Here is a 16175-nt window from a genome sequence, read left to right as displayed (position 1 = left end):
CCCCATGACGACCGATCGCCGTGAACCCGCCACCGACGCCGACGAACGGGCCATGCTGGAGGGCTGGCTCGACTACCACCGCAGCACCCTGGCCTGGAAGTGCGAGGGCCTGACCGACGCCCAGTTGCGCACCGCGTCGGTGTCCCCGTCCTCACTCACCCTGCTCGGGCTCGTCCGGCACATGGCCGACGTGGAGCGTGGCTGGTACCGCCGGGTGCTGATGGACGAGGACGCCGGACCGATCCACTACAGCGAGGCCGACCCCGACGGCGACTTCCGTGTCACGCCGGCGGACAACTGGAAGGAGGCGTACGCGACCTGGCAGGAGGAGATCGCGGTCGCCCGCCGCAACGCGGCCGGGTTCGCGCTGGACGACATGTCGCGGGGCAGGCACGCCCGCACCGGCGAACGCTTCAGCCTGCGCTGGCTGCACACCCACATGATCGAGGAGTACGCGCGGCACAACGGCCACGCCGACCTGATCCGCGAGGCCCTGGACGGCGCCACCGGCGACTGACGTCAGCCCGGCGCCCGCCCGGCCCCCGTACGGGGCAGGACATCACCCGTGCGGGGCACGCGTGACGGCGATCGCCTCCACGGCGACGCCCGGAGCCAGCAGACTGGCCCGGGTGCATCGAACGACGACGACAGCGGCCCTGCTGCTGACCGTGGCGATGTCGGCCCTCTCGGGCTGTGTCACGGTCCCGCCTCCTCCCTCCGCCCCACGGCCTCCGACGGCCCCGGCCGAGCCGCCGGTGCCGCCCGCTCCCGGCCCGGACGGGGTGGTGCGGACGCCGGCCGTGCAGGCGCCGGCCCGTGAGGCCCTGGAGATGATCGGCCCGTCGGGCACGGAGCGGCCGTCCGCCGCTCCCCCGCGGCACTCCGGTCCGCCGTCCGCCGCGCCGGAGCCTCCCGCCCCGGCCCCGGACCGCGACCCCGCCCGTCCGGACCGTCCCGCCCCGCGGGGCGAGGCCCCCGCACCCGGCCCGGCCGCCGGCGGGCGCGGCGGGCCGGGGCAGGCGGGCCGCGGCGGGGCGGACGTGTGCGCGCTGGGCAGGGAGTACGGCCACTGGCCGCAGGACAGCCCGCAGGCGGCGATCTGCCGGGAGGTCTACGGGCGGTGAGGCGGAGGGGGCCCGTCGCCGGTCAGCGGCGGCCGCCCGTGCCCCGGCGACACCCGCACCGGGCGGGCGCTCCCGGGCCGGGCGGGCCGGTGCGGCCGCCGACGGCCCCGCGGGCGGTGTCCCGCCGGATCACGCGCGGTCCGGCGGAGCCGGTGCACCGGCGGCCACCCGGCGGCGCGGTGCCCTCCTCAGGCGGGTTCAGCCCGGCCCCGCCCGTCCCGGACGTGGACGACGTTCAGCCCGGTGGCGTCCCGGTGGCGCTTGGACCGTCCGAGCAGCCCGACGGCGAGGTCCGACCGGTCCTGCGGCTCGTCGGGGCCGACATAGGTGAGGACGTCGTTGTGGTGCCCGGTGACGATCCATCCGTCCGCGTCCCGGGGGTCGATGACCCCGAAGTCCCCCGCCGAGGACCCGGCGCGCACGGGCCCGAACTGCCGGAGGAGTGCGACGGCCTGCTCGGCGAGTTCCCCCTCCGGAGCCGTCAGCACGACACAGGTGCCGTGCTCGAACAGCACATAGGACTTACCGGGGTCGGCGAGAAGCCGCTGCCACACGTCGATCAGAGTCTCCGGGTTCACGCCGGTCATCATGGCGTGCACCACTGACACCCGGGCAGGTGATCGGCCGGAGGGACGGCCGACGGCCCTCGGCTCCCCGCTCCGGGAGGGCGCCGCCCCGGTCCGGGACGCCCGTCCCGCCTACGTTCGCTGCCTCGGCGGGCCCCCTCCGCCGCCGGGCGGGCCCTCGGCCTCCCCCAGCCGGATCTCCAGCCGCCGGATGGCCGCCCGGACGCCGTCGCCGTAGGGGTCGTCGGCCAGGGCGACGGCCGCTCCTCTGGCCCGCCGGAGGTGGCTGCGGGCGGCGTCGGTGCGGCCCAGACCGGCGTAGTCGGTGGCGAGGCTCAGGTGCAGCGCCGGGTAGAGGGCGCGCACCTCGGCCGACGCCCCCGGTGCGTCCGGCCGGCCCGCGCGCACCTCCTCGGCGGCCGTCAACGCGCGCAGGTCCCAGGCGAGTTCGGCCTCGGGGTCGTCCTGCGTGTCGGCCAGGTAGTGGGCCAGGGTGCAGCGGTGCAGCGGGTCCCCGTGCTCGCCGATCTCCGCCCACAGGCCCAGCAGCCGGTGGCGCGCCTCCTCGCGGTCGCCCGCGTGGTGCAGCATCACGACCTGCCCGATGCGGGTCAGCACGGCGTCGGCTGCCGCCCGGCCCTGTCGTTCCGCCACCGCGCCCTCCGCACCGCTCGCCGGATGTCGCTCCCGACGCTAACCGCAGCCGGCGCGGACGGCGGACAGGGCGCCCCGCAACGCACCGGCGGGTCGTCCGGGTGCGGGCATCCCCGTGGTCCCGCACCCGGTGCCCGCTCAGCCCAGGTCGGGGATGGTCCAGTCGACCGGGGCGTGGCCCTGGGCGGCGAGGGCCTGGTTGATCTGCGTGAACGGGCGGGAGCCGAAGAACTTCTTCGCCGAGAGCGGGGAGGGGTGCGCGCCCTTCACCACCGTGTGACGGGACGCGTCGATCAAGGGCAGCTTCTTCTGCGCGTAGTTGCCCCACAGCACGAAGACGGCCGGCTCGGGCCGGTCCGCCACCGCGCGGATGACCGCGTCGGTGAACTTCTCCCAGCCCCGGCCCTTGTGCGAGTTGGCCTCGCCGCCGCGCACCGTGAGCACCGCGTTCAACAGCAGCACGCCCTGCCGGGCCCACGGCATCAGGTAGCCGTTGTCCGGGACGGGCGTGCCCAGCTCCGCGTGCATCTCCTTGTAGATGTTGCGCAGCGACGGCGGGGTGCGCACACCCGGCCGCACCGAGAAGCACAGGCCGTGGCCCTGGCCCTCGCCGTGGTAGGGGTCCTGGCCGAGGACCAGGACCTTGACCTCGTCGTAGGGCGTCGCGTCCAGCGCCGCGAAGACCTCTTCGCGAGGCGGGTACACGGGGCCCTTCGCCCGCTCCTCCTCGACGAACTCCACCAGCTCCTTGAAGTAGGGCTGCTGCAGTTCGTCGCCCAGAACCCCGCGCCAGGACTCGGGCAGCATGGCGATGTCGGTCACGTCAACGTCCTCACGATTGCGGTCACTTGCCGGTGACTGAAACCTACCGGCGACCACTGACAACCGACTCCGCGCAGGCTGCCCGGCCCGTCACCAGCTGGTCTTGCGGGACAGCTCCCACATCATCATGATCGTCGAGGGGTCCAGGGCCCGCTCGCCGCCCGAGATGTCCCGGCTGGCCGCGACGTACTGCCGGCCCTGCCACAGCGGGAGCAGCCGCGCGTCGTCGACCAGGATCTCCTGGGCCTCCTCGAACTCGCGCACCACGTTGCCGCGGTCGCTCTCCCGGCGGGAACGGGGCAGCAGCACGTTGGTGATCTCGTTCGCCTCGTAGGGCGTGCCGAGCGCGTTCTGCTTGCCGACGAACGGGGCGATGAAGTTGTCCGCGTCCGGGAAGTCGGGGAACCAGCCGCGCCCGAAGACCGGGTACTCGCCCTTCTGGTAGCCGGTGACGTACGTCTTCCACGGCCGGCTCTTGAGCGTGATGTCGAACAGCTTGGACGCCTCCAGCTGCCGTTCGAGCTCCTTGAACTCCGCGGCCGTCGCGGAACCGTAGCGGTCGGTGGTGTACCAGAGGGTCAGCGGGACCTTCTGGGTGATGCCCGCGTCGGTGAGGATCTGCCGGGCCTTGGTCACGCTGGGTTCGCCGTAGTTGTCGAAGAAGCCCGTGGTGTGGCCGGTCAGGCCCTTGGGGACCATGGAGTACAGCGGGTCGACGGTGTCCTTGTAGACCTTGTGCGCGATGGCCCCGCGGTCGATGACCTGCGCGATGGCCTGGCGCACCTCCTTCTTGCCCGCCCAGGGGTCCTTGGGGTTGAACACCAGGTAGCTGATGTCGGTCCCGGTGCCCTCGACGAGCTGGATCTCCTCCTCCGAGCTGGTCTTGCTCTGGATCTCGATGATGTCGTCGGCGGCCAGACCGCGGTAGGTGATGTCCACCTCCTTGCCGCGCAGGGCCTCGACCATCGTCTGGGAGTCCTGGAAGTAGCGGACGGTGACCGCCTGGTTCCGCGGCTTGGCGAAGCCCTTGTACTTGTCGTTGCGGACGAGTTCGGCCGTCTTGCCCTCGTCGTAGGACTTCAGGCCGTACGGTCCCGATCCGACGATGCCGCTCTCCTCGCGCAGGGCGTCGGCCGGGTAGTCGTCCGGGGCGACGATCGACATGGCGGGCGTGGCCAGGACGAAGGGGAAGGTCGCATCGGGCTTGTTGAGGTAGAAGACCACCTCGCGCTCGCTCGGCGCCTGCACCCGCTCCAGGCTGCCGAGGAGACCGGCCGGGCCGCCGTTGACGTTGATCTTGCGGATGCGGTCGATGGAGTGCTTGACCGCCTTGGCGTCGAGGGTGGCGCCGTCGGAGAACTTCAGTCCCTCGCGCAGTTCGCAGCGGAAGACCTGGTTGGAGTCGTCGGAGAACGCGCAGCTCTCGGCGGCGTCGGGCTGGGGCGTCGTCGCACCGACCGGGTAACTCAGCAGGGTCTGGTAGATGTTGCGGAACAGCTCCCAGGAGCTGTCCCAGGAAGCGGCAGGATCCAGCGTGCTGGGCGCACTGGTCGTCCCCACGACGATTGGCTCCTCGTCATCCGGGGTATCGGACGACAGGACGCCACATCCGGCGACCAACGACGATATGGACGCGATGGCCGCCATCCGCCGCAGGCCTCGGTTCCGGTTGAACACGCGCACGCTCCTCGATCTGCCGTACCAAGGGTCGGCAGACGATACCGCAGTGTTCCGCGTGCTGACCCTCCCCTGAACGACAGTTGAGATCGACCCGCAACCGACGGCGTCGCCATATCCCCCCACAAGCCCCGGAACGCCGACACGGGCGGCCCTTCCGTCGAGGGACGCCCGTGCCGAAACCGTCGGACCCGCCCCGGAGGCGGTTGCTCCGCCGTCCGGGGCGGGAGGTCAGACTCCGGCTTTCAGGAAGACACCGCCGTCGACCACGAGGGTCTGGCCGGTCACCCAGTCCGACTGCTGAGAGGTGAGGAAGGCGGCAGCGCCGCCGATGTCGGAGGGCACGCCGAGCCGCCCCAGCGGGTAGCCGGCGGCGGCCTCCTCCTCCCGCCCCTCGTACAGGGCCTGCGCGAACTTCGTCTTCACCACGGCCGGGGCGATGGCGTTGACCCGGACCTTCGGCGCGAACTCGTGGGCGAGCTGCACGGTCAGGTTGATCAGCGCGGCCTTGCTGACGCCGTACGCGCCGATGAACGGCGAGGGCGCGAGGCCCGCGACGGACGCGATGTTCACGATCGCGCCGCCGTTGTCCTTCTGCCAGGCGTGCCAGGTGCGCTGGGCGAAGCCGAGCGCGGAGACCACGTTGGTCTCGAAGACCTTGCGGGCCACATTGAGGTCGAGGTCGGCGATCGGCCCGAACACCGGGTTGGTCCCGGCGTTGTTGACCAGGTGGTCGATCCGGCCGAAGGTCTCCATGGTGCGCTCGACGGCGGCGGCCTGGTGGCTCTCGTCGTGCGCCTTGCCGGCCACGTACATGGCCCGGTCGGCGCCCAGCGCCTCGACGGCCTCCTTCAGGGCGTCCTCGTTGCGGCCGGTGATGCACACCCGGTCGCCGCGTGCGATCAGCGCCTCGGCGACGCCGTAGCCGATGCCCCGGCTGGCCCCGGTGATCAGGGCGACCTTGCCCGAGAGTTCCACTGCGGTCATGTCCTGTGCTCCAGTTCGTCCCGGTCGTCCTAGTCGAGCGGCCCGCCGGCCACGTACAGCACCTGGCCGGAGACGAAGCCGGCCGCCTCGCCGGTGAAGAAGGCGATGGCGTTGGCGATGTCGTCGGGCTCGCCGACCCGGGCGACGGGGATCTGGGTGGCGGCGGCGGCCTTGAAGTCCTCGAAGCCCATGCCGACGCGGTCGGCGGTGGCCTTGGTCATCTCGGTGGCGATGAAGCCCGGGGCCACGGCGTTGGCGGTGACGCCGAACTTGCCGAGCTCCTTGGCGAGGGTCTTGGTGAAGCCCTGGAGGCCGGCCTTGGCGGCGGAGTAGTTGACCTGGCCGCGGTTGCCGAGCGCGGAGGAGGACGAGAGGTTGACGATGCGGCCGAAGCCAGCGTCGACCATGTGCTTCTGGCAGGCCTTCGACATCAGGAAGGCACCGCGCAGGTGCACGTTCATGACCGTGTCCCAGTCGGAGACGCTCATCTTGAACAGCAGGTTGTCGCGCAGCACGCCCGCGTTGTTGACCAGGATGGTGGGAGCGCCGAGCTCCTCGGCGATCCGCGCGACGGCGGCCTCGACCTGCGCCTCGTCGGAGACGTCGCAGCCGACGGCGATCGCCTTCCCGCCGGCGGCGGTGATCTTCTCCACGGTGTCCTTGCAGGCGGCCTCGTCGAGGTCGATCACGGCGACGGCCCGGCCCTCGGCGGCCAGTCGTACGGCGGTGGCGGCGCCGATGCCGCGCGCGGCACCGGTGACGACCGCGACCCGCTGCTCAGTGGTGGACATTGCTGCTTCTCCTCGCCCTTGGGGTGCGGCTCCAGCGGTCCGGCCCATCGGTGAGCGACCGCTTAGTACCTTCAGCAGACGTGACGCTAGAAGCCCTGGCACGCGGTGTCAACGGCACGTCCGGCCCGTGTGATCCATCACCCGTCGTCCGGACGCCCCGGCGGCGGGGAACGGCGGGGCCCGCGCCCGGGACCGCGGTACCGGCACGGCACCCGATCGGCCCACGGCTGCGCGCCCCCGGGCACCGGCGGGCCTAGCGTCGGAGGCCGAGCCGTCCGTGGCCGAAAGGAGGCGCTCCATGCGCCGTCGCACCGGTACCGCAGGCATGCTGATCGCGCTCACCGCGGTCCTGCCGTTGGCCGCTCCCGCGCACGCCCAGGACCTGGACTGCCGCGACTTCACCCATCAGGAGGACGCGCAGGCCCTGTTCGACTCCGACCCCCGGGACCCGCACCGCCTCGACGAGGACCAGGGCCCGGACGACGGCATCGCCTGCGAGGCACTGCCCCGGCGCACCGACGGCACGGCCTCCTCGACCAGTTCGCCCCGTCCGACGACGGCCGCCCCGTCCACGTCGCCCGCCGGACCCACCACCGGACCCACCGCCGTCCCGAGCACGGTGCCCACCACCGTCACCACGACGGCGTCCACGGCGCCGACCCCGCCCGCCGTCACCTCGTCGTCCCCCGCCGCGGTCGCCTCGCGCGGGGTGCGGGGCGGGCTGGGCGGCTCCTCCGACGACGGCCCGGGCGGCCTGGAGACGGGCATCGGGGCGGCCTTCGTGGTTGGCGCCCTCGCGGTCGGCGGTCACCTGCTCAGGCGGCGGCGCTCCTGAGCCGGGTCACCGCACCAGCAGGCCGAGCAACCGTTCCGTCTCGGCCGCCGGGTCGGCGGTGAGACCGGTGTGCACCGGGCCGGGCTGCACGACGGTGGAACGGGGCGCGATCAGCCAGCGGAACCGGCGGCCGGCGTCGTCCTGCGCTGCCTGGCCGGCCCCGTCCCCGCCCGCGCACACCCGCTCGACCGCCCGCAGCGCCGCCCGCACGCCCGCGAGGTCGACGTCCGGGTCGAGGGCCAGCAGGCGGGCCTCGTCCAGGTGGGTGCGGGCCGCGACGTAGGACAGCGGCCGGCAGTACAGCAGGACCCCGGCGTTGACGCACTCACCGCGTTCGACGCGCGGCACCACCCGCAGCAGCGCGTACTCGTAGACGTGCCGGCCGCTCACCGGTCCTCCTCGATGCCGTGGACGTGGTGGTGGACGGTGGCCGCGCGGGCGAGCAGCGGGCGCGCGTAGGCCCGCCGCAGCTCGTCCGGGGTGCCGAAGCCGGGCTCGCCGTCGAGCCAGGCGTCGGGGACGGCGGCGGTGACCTCGGCGAGCAGCTCCTCGGTGACCAGCGGCGCGAGATGCTCGGCGGCGGCCCCGACGTCCGGTGCGAAGGTGCGCAGCGCGTGGTCGGAGGCGTCGTAGGGGCGGGCCGCGGAGGCCTCGGCGCCGGGCCAGTGGTGGTGCCAGATCATGGTCGCGCCGTGGTCGATGAGCCAGAGGCCGCCCTGCCACCGCAGCAGGTTGGGGTTGCGCCAGGAGCGGTCGACGTTGTTCACCAGCGCGTCGAACCAGACAATCCTCCCGGCCTCCTCCGGGTCCACGTCGAAGGCCACCGGATCGAAGCCGAGGGCACCGGAGAGGAATTCCATGCCCAGATTGGTGCCGCCGCTGCCGCGGAGGAGCGCCTGCACCTCCTGGTCGGGCTCCCCCAGGCCGAGCACCGGATCGACGCCCACCGTCACCAGGCGCGGCACCCTGAACCCCAGCCGGCGGGCCAGTTCCCCGCACACGACCTCGGCGACCAGCGTCTTGCGGCCCTGGCCCGCGCCGGTGAACTTCAGCACGTAGGCGCTCAGGTCGTCGGCCTCGATCAGCCCGGGCAGGGAACCGCCCTCGCGCAGGGGCGTGATGTAGCGGGTGGCGGTGACGTCGGACAGCACTGCGTCAGGCTACGCGATCTCCCGGGCCCGCCCGTCCGCGGGAGGACGGGCGGCCGGGGAGCCTCGCCGCACCCCGCCCCGCCGGGGCGGGGCCGGCCCGACGGGTCCGGCGGGGGTGCGCGGCCCGGGAAGCGGCGGCCGGTCCCGACAGGCAACCGACAGCTGTGGCTTACGTCCCCCCGACCCCCGGACGGCCAAGCTGGGGACCGCTGAACGGCGTGGGCCCGCCGGCCGTACCTGTCCACGGATCAACCTCCCCGGAAGGGACGCACCGCATGACCAGCGCATCGCTCACACCCTCCACCGAGACCCCGGCCGCATCCGAGCAGGACGGTCCGGCCGCCGGCCCGGGGCGCCGGGCCGTGGTGGCGGCGGTCACCGCCGCGGGTCTCACCGTGGCGCTGACCGCGTGCGGAGGGTCCGACGACTCGCCGTCCGCCGGGGCTTCCGGCGACTCCTCGTCCGCCGGCACCGACGACTCCGCCGGCGGCTCGGCGGACGACGGCGGTGGTGGCGGCGCCGCCGGTGCCGCACTCGCGACCACCGCCGAGATCCCCGAGGGCGGCGGCAAGGTCTTCGCCGACCGGAAGGTCGTGGTCACCCAGCCGTCGGCCGGGGAGTTCAAGGCCTTCTCGGCGACCTGCACCCATCAGGGCTGCGCGGTGCAGAGCGTCGCCGACGGAGTCATCAACTGCCCCTGCCACAACAGCAACTTCTCGATCACCGACGGCAGCGTGCAGGGCGGTCCCGCGCCCGAGCCGCTGGCGTCCGTGCCCATCAGCGTCGACGGGGACTCGATCACGCTGGCCTGAGCGGCCGGGGCCGGACCGTACGGCCCCGGCCGCACCGGGCGGCCGGCAGCCCGTCCGGCGGCCGCCGGGGTGGTGACCGGCGGCCGGGCCCGCCGCCCGGTCGCGCTCCCGCGGGGCGGCGGGGGGTGTCCCGGGCGGCACGGAGCGGGGCCGTGTCCGGCGCGTCCGGGCACGGTTCCTTCCTGGTCACCGGCGGCCGGGTGGGCGGAGGGACGTTGCGCGGAGGGGGAGAACGACCCATCCTTTTCTGACGTGATGTCAGAGGATCTTCTCTGGCACGACGTGAGAGAAAGAGGGGCCGTATGAGCGCCACGCAACGCCGGGGCCGGAGAATCATGATGACGCCCGGCGAGCTGGACGATTTCCTCACCGCCCAGCGCACCTGCCGGGTGGCCACGGTGTCGGCCGACGGCGCACCGCACGTCAGTGCGCTCTGGTTCGCCTGGGACGGCGTCTCGATCTGGCTGTACTCGGTGGTGCGCAGCAAGCGCTGGACGCAGCTGCGCCGTGACCCCCGGGTCGCGATCGTGGTGGACACCGGCGAGGAGTACGACGAGCTGCGCGGGGCGGAGCTGTCGGGACGGGCCGAGTTCGTGGGCGAGGTGCCCCGCGTCGGGGATCTGCACGCCGAACTGGACGTTCCGGAGACGCTGTTCGCCCGGAAGTACTTCGGCCTGGAGGATCTGCCGCACGACGGCCGGCACGCCTGGGTGCGGCTGACCCCGGAGAAGGTCGTGTCCTGGGACTTCAGGAAGCTGGGTGCCGCCGGATGACGCCCGCCGCCCCACACCGCTCGGCACCCCTGCGGCGCACCCCCCGGTAACCGCACGGAACGGGCCGGCGCACCGCACGGACCGCCGGCGGCCGCCCGGCGACGCGCCCGCCGGACGACGGCGCCCCGCGTCGAGGGCGGCCCTCCGGCGGGCAGGCCCCCGCGGCGGCTCCGCCGCTCAGCCGACGCGCTCCCCCGCCGCCCGCAGTTCCCGCACCGCCGCCCGGATCGACGGGCGGCGGTCGGCGTCCGCGCGCCAGACGACGTACACGTGCCGCCGGACCCGCTGTCGCAGCGGGACGGTGACCACGCGGTCGGGCAGCGGATCGCGGCCCAGCAGCGGGACGACGCACACGCCGAGGCCCGCCGCGACGAGCCCGAGCTGGGTGTGGCTCTCGGCGGCGCGGTGGCCGACGACGGGCTCGATGCCGCGCGAACGCAGCGTGAACATCAGCCACTCGTGGCAGAACTCGCCCTCTCCCCAGGTGATCCACTCGTCGTCGGCGAGCTCGGCGAGGTCCACCTCGTCCCGGCCGGCGAGCCGGTGCCCGGCCGGCACCGCCACGTCGGCGGGGTCGTCCAGCAGGGGTGCCTTCACGAGGCCGTCCGGCAGCGGCATCGGCTTGTTGTACCAGTCGAGCACCACCGCCAGGTCGAGGTCCCCGCGCACCACACCGGCGATGCCCCGCTCGGGTTCCAGCTCGCGGGAGCGCACGCGCAGCGCGGGGTGCTGCTCGCGCAGGGCCGCCAGCGCGAGCGGGAACAGGCCCCGCGCGGCGGTCGGGAAGGCGGACACCCGCAGTTCCCCGACGACCTGCCCGCGTTGCGCCTCCAGGTCGGCCTGGGCCAGCTCGACCTGGGACAGGATGCGGCCGGCGTGTTCGGCGAGCAGCCGGCCCGCGTCGGTGAGCCGCACGCCGCGGCCGTTCTTCGCCAGCAGGCGCTGCCCGACCTCGCGCTCCAGTTTGGCCATCTGCTGGGAGACGGCCGAGGTGGTGATGTGCAGTCCCGCGGCGGCGCCGCTGACCGAGCCGTGCCGGGCGAGGGCGTCGAGGGTCCGCAGGCGCTCCAGGTTCAACATGTAAGCGATGCTACGAGATACCCGGTGCGTATTCTCGATTGTGCTACGACGTGACGGTCCTTCATCGTGGCCTCCATGAGCAGGACGACCGCGACGACCACGACGACCACCCCGGGCGCCGCCCACCCCGCATCCGGCCGGATCCGCCACCGGACGGACTGGCGGCTCCGCTTCGGCGCCCTGTCCTTGATCTGGGGATTCAGCTTCCTGTTGATCAAGGTCGGCACCGAGGGCTACGCCCCCTTCCAGGTCACCCTCGGCCGGCTGGCCTTCGGGACGGCCGTGCTCGCCACCGTGATGGCCGTGCGGCGCGAGCGGCTGCCGCGCGGGCTGCGCACCTGGGGTCACCTCGCCGTGGCCGGGTTCCTGCTCAACGCCCTGCCGTTCTCCCTGTTCGCGTTCGCGGAGCTGACCATTCCGTCCACCCTGGCGGGCATCTGCAACGCCACCTCCCCGCTGTGGGGCATGGCCCTGTCGCTCGTGGCCCTCTCCGAGGACCGGCCGACCCGGGTGCGGCTGGCGGGGCTCGCCGTGGGGTTCGTGGGGGTGCTGACCGTGCTGGGCGCCTGGCAGGGCTTCCAGGGCCTGGACGCCCGGGGCACGGCCCTGGCACTGCTGGCTTCGCTCAGCTACCCGGTCGGCTGGATCTACGTCCGGCGCACCCTCGCCGGCAGCACCCACTCCCACCTGTCGCTGACGGGCGGGCAACTGCTCCTGGCGACCCTGCAACTCGCCGTGGTCACCGCGCTGTTCACGTCCGCGCCGACCGGGCTGGCCGTCGTCCCGCTGTTGGCGATCGCCGCGCTGGGCACCCTGGGCACGGGCCTGGCGATGCTCGTCCAGTACGGTCTGGTCGCCGAGGTCGGCCCGACGACCGGTCAGATGGTGACGTACTTCGTCCCGGTGATCGCGGCGGTGGCCGGCGTCACGATCCTGGGCGAGCGGCTGACCTGGTCGGTCCCGGTCGGCGCGGTGATCGTCCTGGCCGGCGCCGCCCTCACCCAGGTCAAGCCGCGCTCCTCCGGGTGAGGCACCGGGCACGCGGGCACCTCCGGGAGCAGCGGCCGGACGGCGTCACACGTAGGTCCTGCCCGCCCCGCCCGGGGGGTGGAGCGCCGACGCGATCGCCTCCGCGACCGGTTCGGTCTCGTCGGCGGTGAGGGTAGAGACGGTGACCCGGATGCCCTGCGGTGCGTGGGACCGGAAGCGGGCTCCGGGGGCGACCGCCCAGCCCGCGTGCAGCAGCCGGGCGACGGCACCGGTCTCGTCCGGCACAGGCACCCACACGTTCATGCCGCTGCGCCCGTGGGCGGCGATCCCGCGCCGGGCCAGGGCCGCGATCAGGGCGTCGCGGCGCCTGCCGTAGGCCGCGGCGACCGCGCCCGGGTCCACCGCACCGCCGGCCCACAGCCGGCCGGCCGCGCGCTGGAGCAGCAGGGGCACCCAGCCGGGGCCGAGCCGCTGCCGGCCCCGGACCCGGTCGAGGGTGACGGGGTCTCCGGTGAGCACGGCGAGCCGCAGGTCGGGGCCGTACGCCTTGGCCGCCGACCGGACGAACGCCCAGGCCGGGGTGGCCCCGGCGAGGGGGTGCGGCGGGAGGTCGACGATGTGGTGACCGTGGTCGTCCTCGATCAGCAGGGTGCCCGGACGTCCGGCGAGCACGGACCGCAGGGCCCGCGCCCGGTCGGCGCTCACCGCGGCGCCGGTGGGGTTCTGCGCCCGGGCCGTGACCACCAGGGCCCGCGCTCCGGCCGCGAGGGCGCGCCGCACGTCGTCCGGGAGCGGGCCCTCGTCGTCCACGCCGACCGGCACGGTGCGCAGCCCGAGCGCGGGGACCAGGTCAAGCAGGCTCCCCCAGCCGGGGTCTTCCACGGCCACCGCGTCCCCGGGCCGGAGGTGGGCCGCGAGCACCCGTTCGATGGCGTCCAGGGCACCGGAGGTGACGGCGAGCGGCCCGTCCGGGACGCCGTCGGCGTCGAGGCCCGCGCGGGCGGGCCCGGCCAGTTCGGCGGCGACCGGGTCGCAGCCGTAGAGCACCGGGTCCCGGTCGCCCTGCGCCGCCGCGGCCGCGATCACCTCGGCGAGCGGCGGGAGGAGGGCGGGGTCGGGGTTGCCGTCGGACAGGTTCCGCACGCCGTCCGGCACCTCCACGCGGATCAGGTCGCGCGCGGTGGTGGCCGGTTTGGCCCGCACCCGGCTGCCGCGCCGGCCCGCGGTCTCGATGACCCCGCGCTCACGCAGGGTCCGGTAGGCCGCCGCGACCGTGTTGGGGTTCACGCCGAGCTGCTCCGCCAGGGAGCGGAGCGGCGGCAGCGGCCGGCCGGGGGGCAGGGCACCCTCGCCGACGCCGCGCTCGATGCTCGCCGCGATCTCGGCCGCACCGCTCCCAGTGATCGTATATTCTCCTAGCACAAAGCTCATTATGCACTAGTGCAATGGAGAACGCCATGCCGGGAACACCGCCGCACCAGCCACCGCCGTCGTACCCGCCCACCGGACGGACCGTCCCCACCCGCTCCGCCCACCGCGCGGCCTACGACAGGGAGTCGGTGCACGCGATACTCGACGCGGGCTGCGTCTGCCACCTCGGTTTCGTCCGCGACGGCGCGCCGGTGGTGCTGCCCACCCTCTACAGCCGCGTCGGGGAACGCCTCTACGTCCACGGCTCGACCGGCTCGCGACCGCTGCGCGCCGCGCGCGGTGAGGACGCCGGTCTGCCCGTGTGCCTGACGGTCACCCACGTCGACGGTCTGGTGCTGGCCCGCTCGGCCTTCCACCACTCGGTCAACTACCGGTCCGTGGTGGTGCACGGGCTCGCCCACGACGTGACCGACCCGGACGAGAAGCGCCGGGCGCTGGACTCCCTCGTCGACCACGCCGTACCCGGGCGGGCCGCCGACTGCCGCCCCGCCGACCAGAAGGAACTCGCCGCCACCGCCGTGGTCCGGCTCGACCTCCGCGAGGTTTCCGCCAAGGTCCGCACCGGCGGCGCCGACGACGAGCCCGAGGACCTCGCCCTCCCCCACTGGGCCGGCGTCCTCCCGCTGCGCACGGGCTACGAGCCCCCCGTCCCCGACTCCCGGCTCGCCCCCGGCACGGTCCTGCCCGGCTATCTGGCGGCCCTGGGGGGCTGATCATCCGTGGGACACGCGGGACGACCCCTGGCAGCCCGCCGGCCGTGCACGACTCCGGGCAGCCCGCGGGCAACGGCGTTCCCGGGGGGCCGCCGCCGGTCCGGCGCCCGGCACCTTCGCCCGCGACGCAGGGAGCGGCGAGGCGGCCACCCACCCGGCCCGGCCGGCCCCGCTCCGGCCGGGCCGGCAGGCGTGACCCGACGTCCCGCTGGGCGTCGTCGATGCCTACGTCCTCGCCCGTCGCTCCCCGGCAGGCGGAACCCGGCACCCCGCCCGAGCACGGCGTCCCGAGGAGCCTCTGCGCGGCCGTGCGACCGTGGTGCCGGGCCCCGCGGTGGACGACACGGCGCAGAAGGCAAGGCGGAGCTGCTGAACCGTCGGCCCGATCCCTCCGGCCGGAGTGCGGATCCGCGCCCGTCGCGGCCGGCGCGGCCCCGTTCGGCGGGCTGCCGGGGGGCAGCGGGCTCCGGCTGGAGACGGACCGGGCGCGCGGGCGGAGTTCACGTACGCCGGCAAGCGGTCGGCGGCCGTGCGCGAGCGGATCGCGGCCGGTCCGGCCGGTCCGGCCGACCGGACGGCCCGCCGGACGCGCGGGCCCGCGCCCATGGGGAGGGATGGGGGGACGCAGGGCCCGGGGGCACCCCGGCATCCGGCGGACCACCCTCCGGACCGACCGTCAGACCGACGGGTCAGACCGGTACCACTGCCTCCGGTTCCGTCCTGCGGCTCCGGGCGCTCCGGGCCTCGCCCGCGGCGAGCCCGGCGACCGACCCCAGCATCAGCAGCGTGCCGACCAGGGTGGCCGCGGTCAGCCGTTCGCCGAGCACGGCGACGGCCAGCACGGCGGCGCTCACCGGCTCCAACAGCATGATCACGGACACGGTGGCCGAGCGGACGACGGCGGCACCCGCGAAGTACAGGCCGTAGGCGAGCGCCGTCGGCACCGTCGCCACGTACACGACCAGGAGCAGCAGCGTGCCCGGCTGGTCGGTGTGCGGCACCAGCCCCTCGATCGCGGAGAGGGGCAGCAGCACCAGGCTGGTGACGGCGAAGGCACCCATGGTCGTGCCGGTGGCGTCGGCGGCACCGTCGCGGCCCCACCAGCGGGTGAGCAGGGTCACCGCCGAGTACCCGGCGGCGGACAGCAGGGCGAGCAGCACGCCCCAGGTGTCGACGGTCGTCTCCCCGCCGCCGAGGACGAGCACGACCAGCCCGGCGAGCGCGCCCGCGACGGCGGCCAGACCGCCGCGCCCCAGCCGCTCGCCGAGGGTCAGCCGGGCGCCGAGGGCGATGAGCACGGGCCCGGCGCCGAGCGTGACGACGGTGGCCACGGCCAGACCCGTGGCCGAGACCGCAGCGAAATAGGCGGTCTGGAAGACCGCGAGCCCGAGGCCGGTGGCTCCGGCCCGCAGCGCCCGGCGGCGCAGCGGCTCGGCGGCGGCGCCGCGCGGGCGCCGCGTCAGCTGCCGGGCCGCGAACAGCAGCACCAGTCCCAGCGCGCAGCGCCAGAAGGACAGGGCGACGGGCCCCATGTCACCGGTCCGGTAGACCAGTGACGCGGCGGCGCCCGCGGTGCCCCAGGCGGCACCGGCGACGATGAGGTAGAGCAGGCCTCGCCCGACGGGCAGACCGGAGACGGCGTTCGACACGTGTTCTCTCCGCAGACGCGCGCACCCCGCCCGGCGGCGTGGGTGCGGAAGTTCGGGAAGGGATCCGGCGGTCCCGGCCGGGGCCGGGGCGGCGGGATCCGCGGACTTCATCTGCGGGCA

At 74.6% G+C, this 16175-nt stretch carries 19 protein-coding genes; 7 read left to right on the top strand and 12 right to left on the bottom strand.

Going from position 1 to position 16175, the window contains the following annotated elements:
- The first annotated feature begins 4 nt into the window (after positions 1 to 4).
- Positions 5 to 517, top strand: coding sequence for a DinB family protein (locus ACSU53_RS26930; RefSeq protein WP_437031815.1), 513 nt, complete (start codon positions 5 to 7; stop codon positions 515 to 517).
- 42 nt (positions 518 to 559) lie between these two features.
- Here the strand turns inward: ACSU53_RS26930 and ACSU53_RS26925 are convergent, their stop codons facing one another.
- On the bottom strand, positions 560 to 700 hold the full coding sequence (locus ACSU53_RS26925; protein WP_437031813.1) for a hypothetical protein: 141 nt from the start codon (positions 698 to 700) through the stop codon (positions 560 to 562).
- A 100-nt stretch (positions 701 to 800) separates the two neighbouring features.
- On the opposite strand from ACSU53_RS26925, the gene ACSU53_RS26920 reads away from it, so the two are divergent.
- A complete protein-coding gene (locus ACSU53_RS26920) occupies positions 801 to 1124 on the top strand; it encodes a hypothetical protein (protein WP_437031811.1) in 324 nt (107 codons plus the stop codon).
- A gap of 188 nt (positions 1125 to 1312) precedes the next feature.
- Here ACSU53_RS26920 and ACSU53_RS26915 read toward each other — a convergent pair whose 3' ends face one another.
- The 6 genes from ACSU53_RS26915 to fabG form a co-directional block, all read right to left on the bottom strand.
- Complete coding sequence (locus tag ACSU53_RS26915; RefSeq protein WP_437033435.1) at positions 1313 to 1711, bottom strand: hypothetical protein; 399 nt, start codon at positions 1709 to 1711, stop codon at positions 1313 to 1315.
- A gap of 111 nt (positions 1712 to 1822) precedes the next feature.
- The gene (locus ACSU53_RS26910; RefSeq protein ID WP_437031809.1) at positions 1823 to 2344 is read right to left on the bottom strand and encodes a hypothetical protein; all 522 of its coding nucleotides are present in this window, start codon (positions 2342 to 2344) and stop codon (positions 1823 to 1825) included.
- Positions 2345 to 2482: 138 nt separating this feature from the next.
- A complete protein-coding gene (gene ung, locus ACSU53_RS26905) occupies positions 2483 to 3166 on the bottom strand; it encodes a uracil-DNA glycosylase (protein ID WP_437031807.1) in 684 nt (227 codons plus the stop codon).
- A gap of 90 nt (positions 3167 to 3256) precedes the next feature.
- On the bottom strand, positions 3257 to 4843 hold the full coding sequence (locus ACSU53_RS26900; protein ID WP_437031806.1) for an ABC transporter substrate-binding protein: 1587 nt from the start codon (positions 4841 to 4843) through the stop codon (positions 3257 to 3259).
- Between the two features lie 231 nt (positions 4844 to 5074).
- A complete protein-coding gene (locus tag ACSU53_RS26895) occupies positions 5075 to 5830 on the bottom strand; it encodes an SDR family oxidoreductase (protein WP_437031804.1) in 756 nt (251 codons plus the stop codon).
- A gap of 29 nt (positions 5831 to 5859) precedes the next feature.
- A complete protein-coding gene (gene fabG / locus ACSU53_RS26890) occupies positions 5860 to 6621 on the bottom strand; it encodes a 3-oxoacyl-ACP reductase FabG (RefSeq protein WP_437031802.1) in 762 nt (253 codons plus the stop codon).
- 298 nt (positions 6622 to 6919) lie between these two features.
- Between fabG and ACSU53_RS26885 the strand changes: the two genes are divergently transcribed.
- Positions 6920 to 7456: an excalibur calcium-binding protein gene (locus tag ACSU53_RS26885; RefSeq protein ID WP_437031800.1), complete on the top strand. Its 537-nt coding sequence runs from the start codon at positions 6920 to 6922 to the stop codon at positions 7454 to 7456.
- Between the two features lie 6 nt (positions 7457 to 7462).
- Here ACSU53_RS26885 and ACSU53_RS26880 read toward each other — a convergent pair whose 3' ends face one another.
- Together ACSU53_RS26880 and ACSU53_RS26875 are read right to left on the bottom strand one after the other, a co-directional pair.
- Entirely contained in the window at positions 7463 to 7846 is a 384-nt protein-coding gene (locus ACSU53_RS26880) for a DUF3037 domain-containing protein (protein WP_437031798.1), read from the bottom strand.
- Positions 7843 to 8607 carry a HipA family kinase gene (locus ACSU53_RS26875; protein WP_437031796.1) on the bottom strand — a complete coding sequence of 255 codons (765 nt, stop codon included), beginning with the start codon at positions 8605 to 8607 and terminating at the stop codon, positions 7843 to 7845. Before ACSU53_RS26875 ends, ACSU53_RS26880 begins: the two co-directional genes overlap by 4 nt.
- A 275-nt stretch (positions 8608 to 8882) precedes the next feature.
- On the opposite strand from ACSU53_RS26875, the gene ACSU53_RS26870 reads away from it, so the two are divergent.
- Positions 8883 to 9419 carry a Rieske (2Fe-2S) protein gene (locus tag ACSU53_RS26870; protein ID WP_437031794.1) on the top strand — a complete coding sequence of 179 codons (537 nt, stop codon included), beginning with the start codon at positions 8883 to 8885 and terminating at the stop codon, positions 9417 to 9419.
- A 302-nt stretch (positions 9420 to 9721) separates the two neighbouring features.
- Positions 9722 to 10192 (top strand): pyridoxamine 5'-phosphate oxidase family protein, encoded by a 471-nt coding sequence (locus tag ACSU53_RS26865; protein WP_437031792.1) that lies wholly within the window; start codon positions 9722 to 9724, stop codon positions 10190 to 10192.
- Between the two features lie 177 nt (positions 10193 to 10369).
- Here ACSU53_RS26865 and ACSU53_RS26860 read toward each other — a convergent pair whose 3' ends face one another.
- The gene (locus tag ACSU53_RS26860) at positions 10370 to 11272 is read right to left on the bottom strand and encodes a LysR family transcriptional regulator (RefSeq protein ID WP_437031790.1); all 903 of its coding nucleotides are present in this window, start codon (positions 11270 to 11272) and stop codon (positions 10370 to 10372) included.
- A 75-nt stretch (positions 11273 to 11347) separates the two neighbouring features.
- On the opposite strand from ACSU53_RS26860, the gene ACSU53_RS26855 reads away from it, so the two are divergent.
- Entirely contained in the window at positions 11348 to 12301 is a 954-nt protein-coding gene (locus ACSU53_RS26855; RefSeq protein ID WP_437031788.1) for a DMT family transporter, read from the top strand.
- A 45-nt stretch (positions 12302 to 12346) separates the two neighbouring features.
- Here ACSU53_RS26855 and ACSU53_RS26850 read toward each other — a convergent pair whose 3' ends face one another.
- On the bottom strand, positions 12347 to 13684 hold the full coding sequence (locus tag ACSU53_RS26850) for an aminotransferase class I/II-fold pyridoxal phosphate-dependent enzyme (RefSeq protein ID WP_437033433.1): 1338 nt from the start codon (positions 13682 to 13684) through the stop codon (positions 12347 to 12349).
- Positions 13685 to 13719: 35 nt separating this feature from the next.
- On the opposite strand from ACSU53_RS26850, the gene ACSU53_RS26845 reads away from it, so the two are divergent.
- Positions 13720 to 14406, top strand: coding sequence for a pyridoxamine 5'-phosphate oxidase family protein (locus tag ACSU53_RS26845; protein ID WP_437033431.1), 687 nt, complete (start codon positions 13720 to 13722; stop codon positions 14404 to 14406).
- 689 nt (positions 14407 to 15095) lie between these two features.
- On the opposite strand, the gene ACSU53_RS26840 is transcribed toward ACSU53_RS26845, so the two are convergent.
- The gene (locus tag ACSU53_RS26840; protein ID WP_437031786.1) at positions 15096 to 16055 is read right to left on the bottom strand and encodes a DMT family transporter; all 960 of its coding nucleotides are present in this window, start codon (positions 16053 to 16055) and stop codon (positions 15096 to 15098) included.
- Between the last annotated feature and the right edge of the window lie 120 nt (positions 16056 to 16175).

This window comes from Streptomyces sp. enrichment culture (genome assembly GCF_964273255.1).
Classification (GTDB): Bacteria; Actinomycetota; Actinomycetes; order Streptomycetales; family Streptomycetaceae; genus Streptomyces.
The sequence above is the reverse complement of the archived record's forward strand: the minus strand, read 5'-3'. Positions and strand labels throughout refer to the sequence as shown.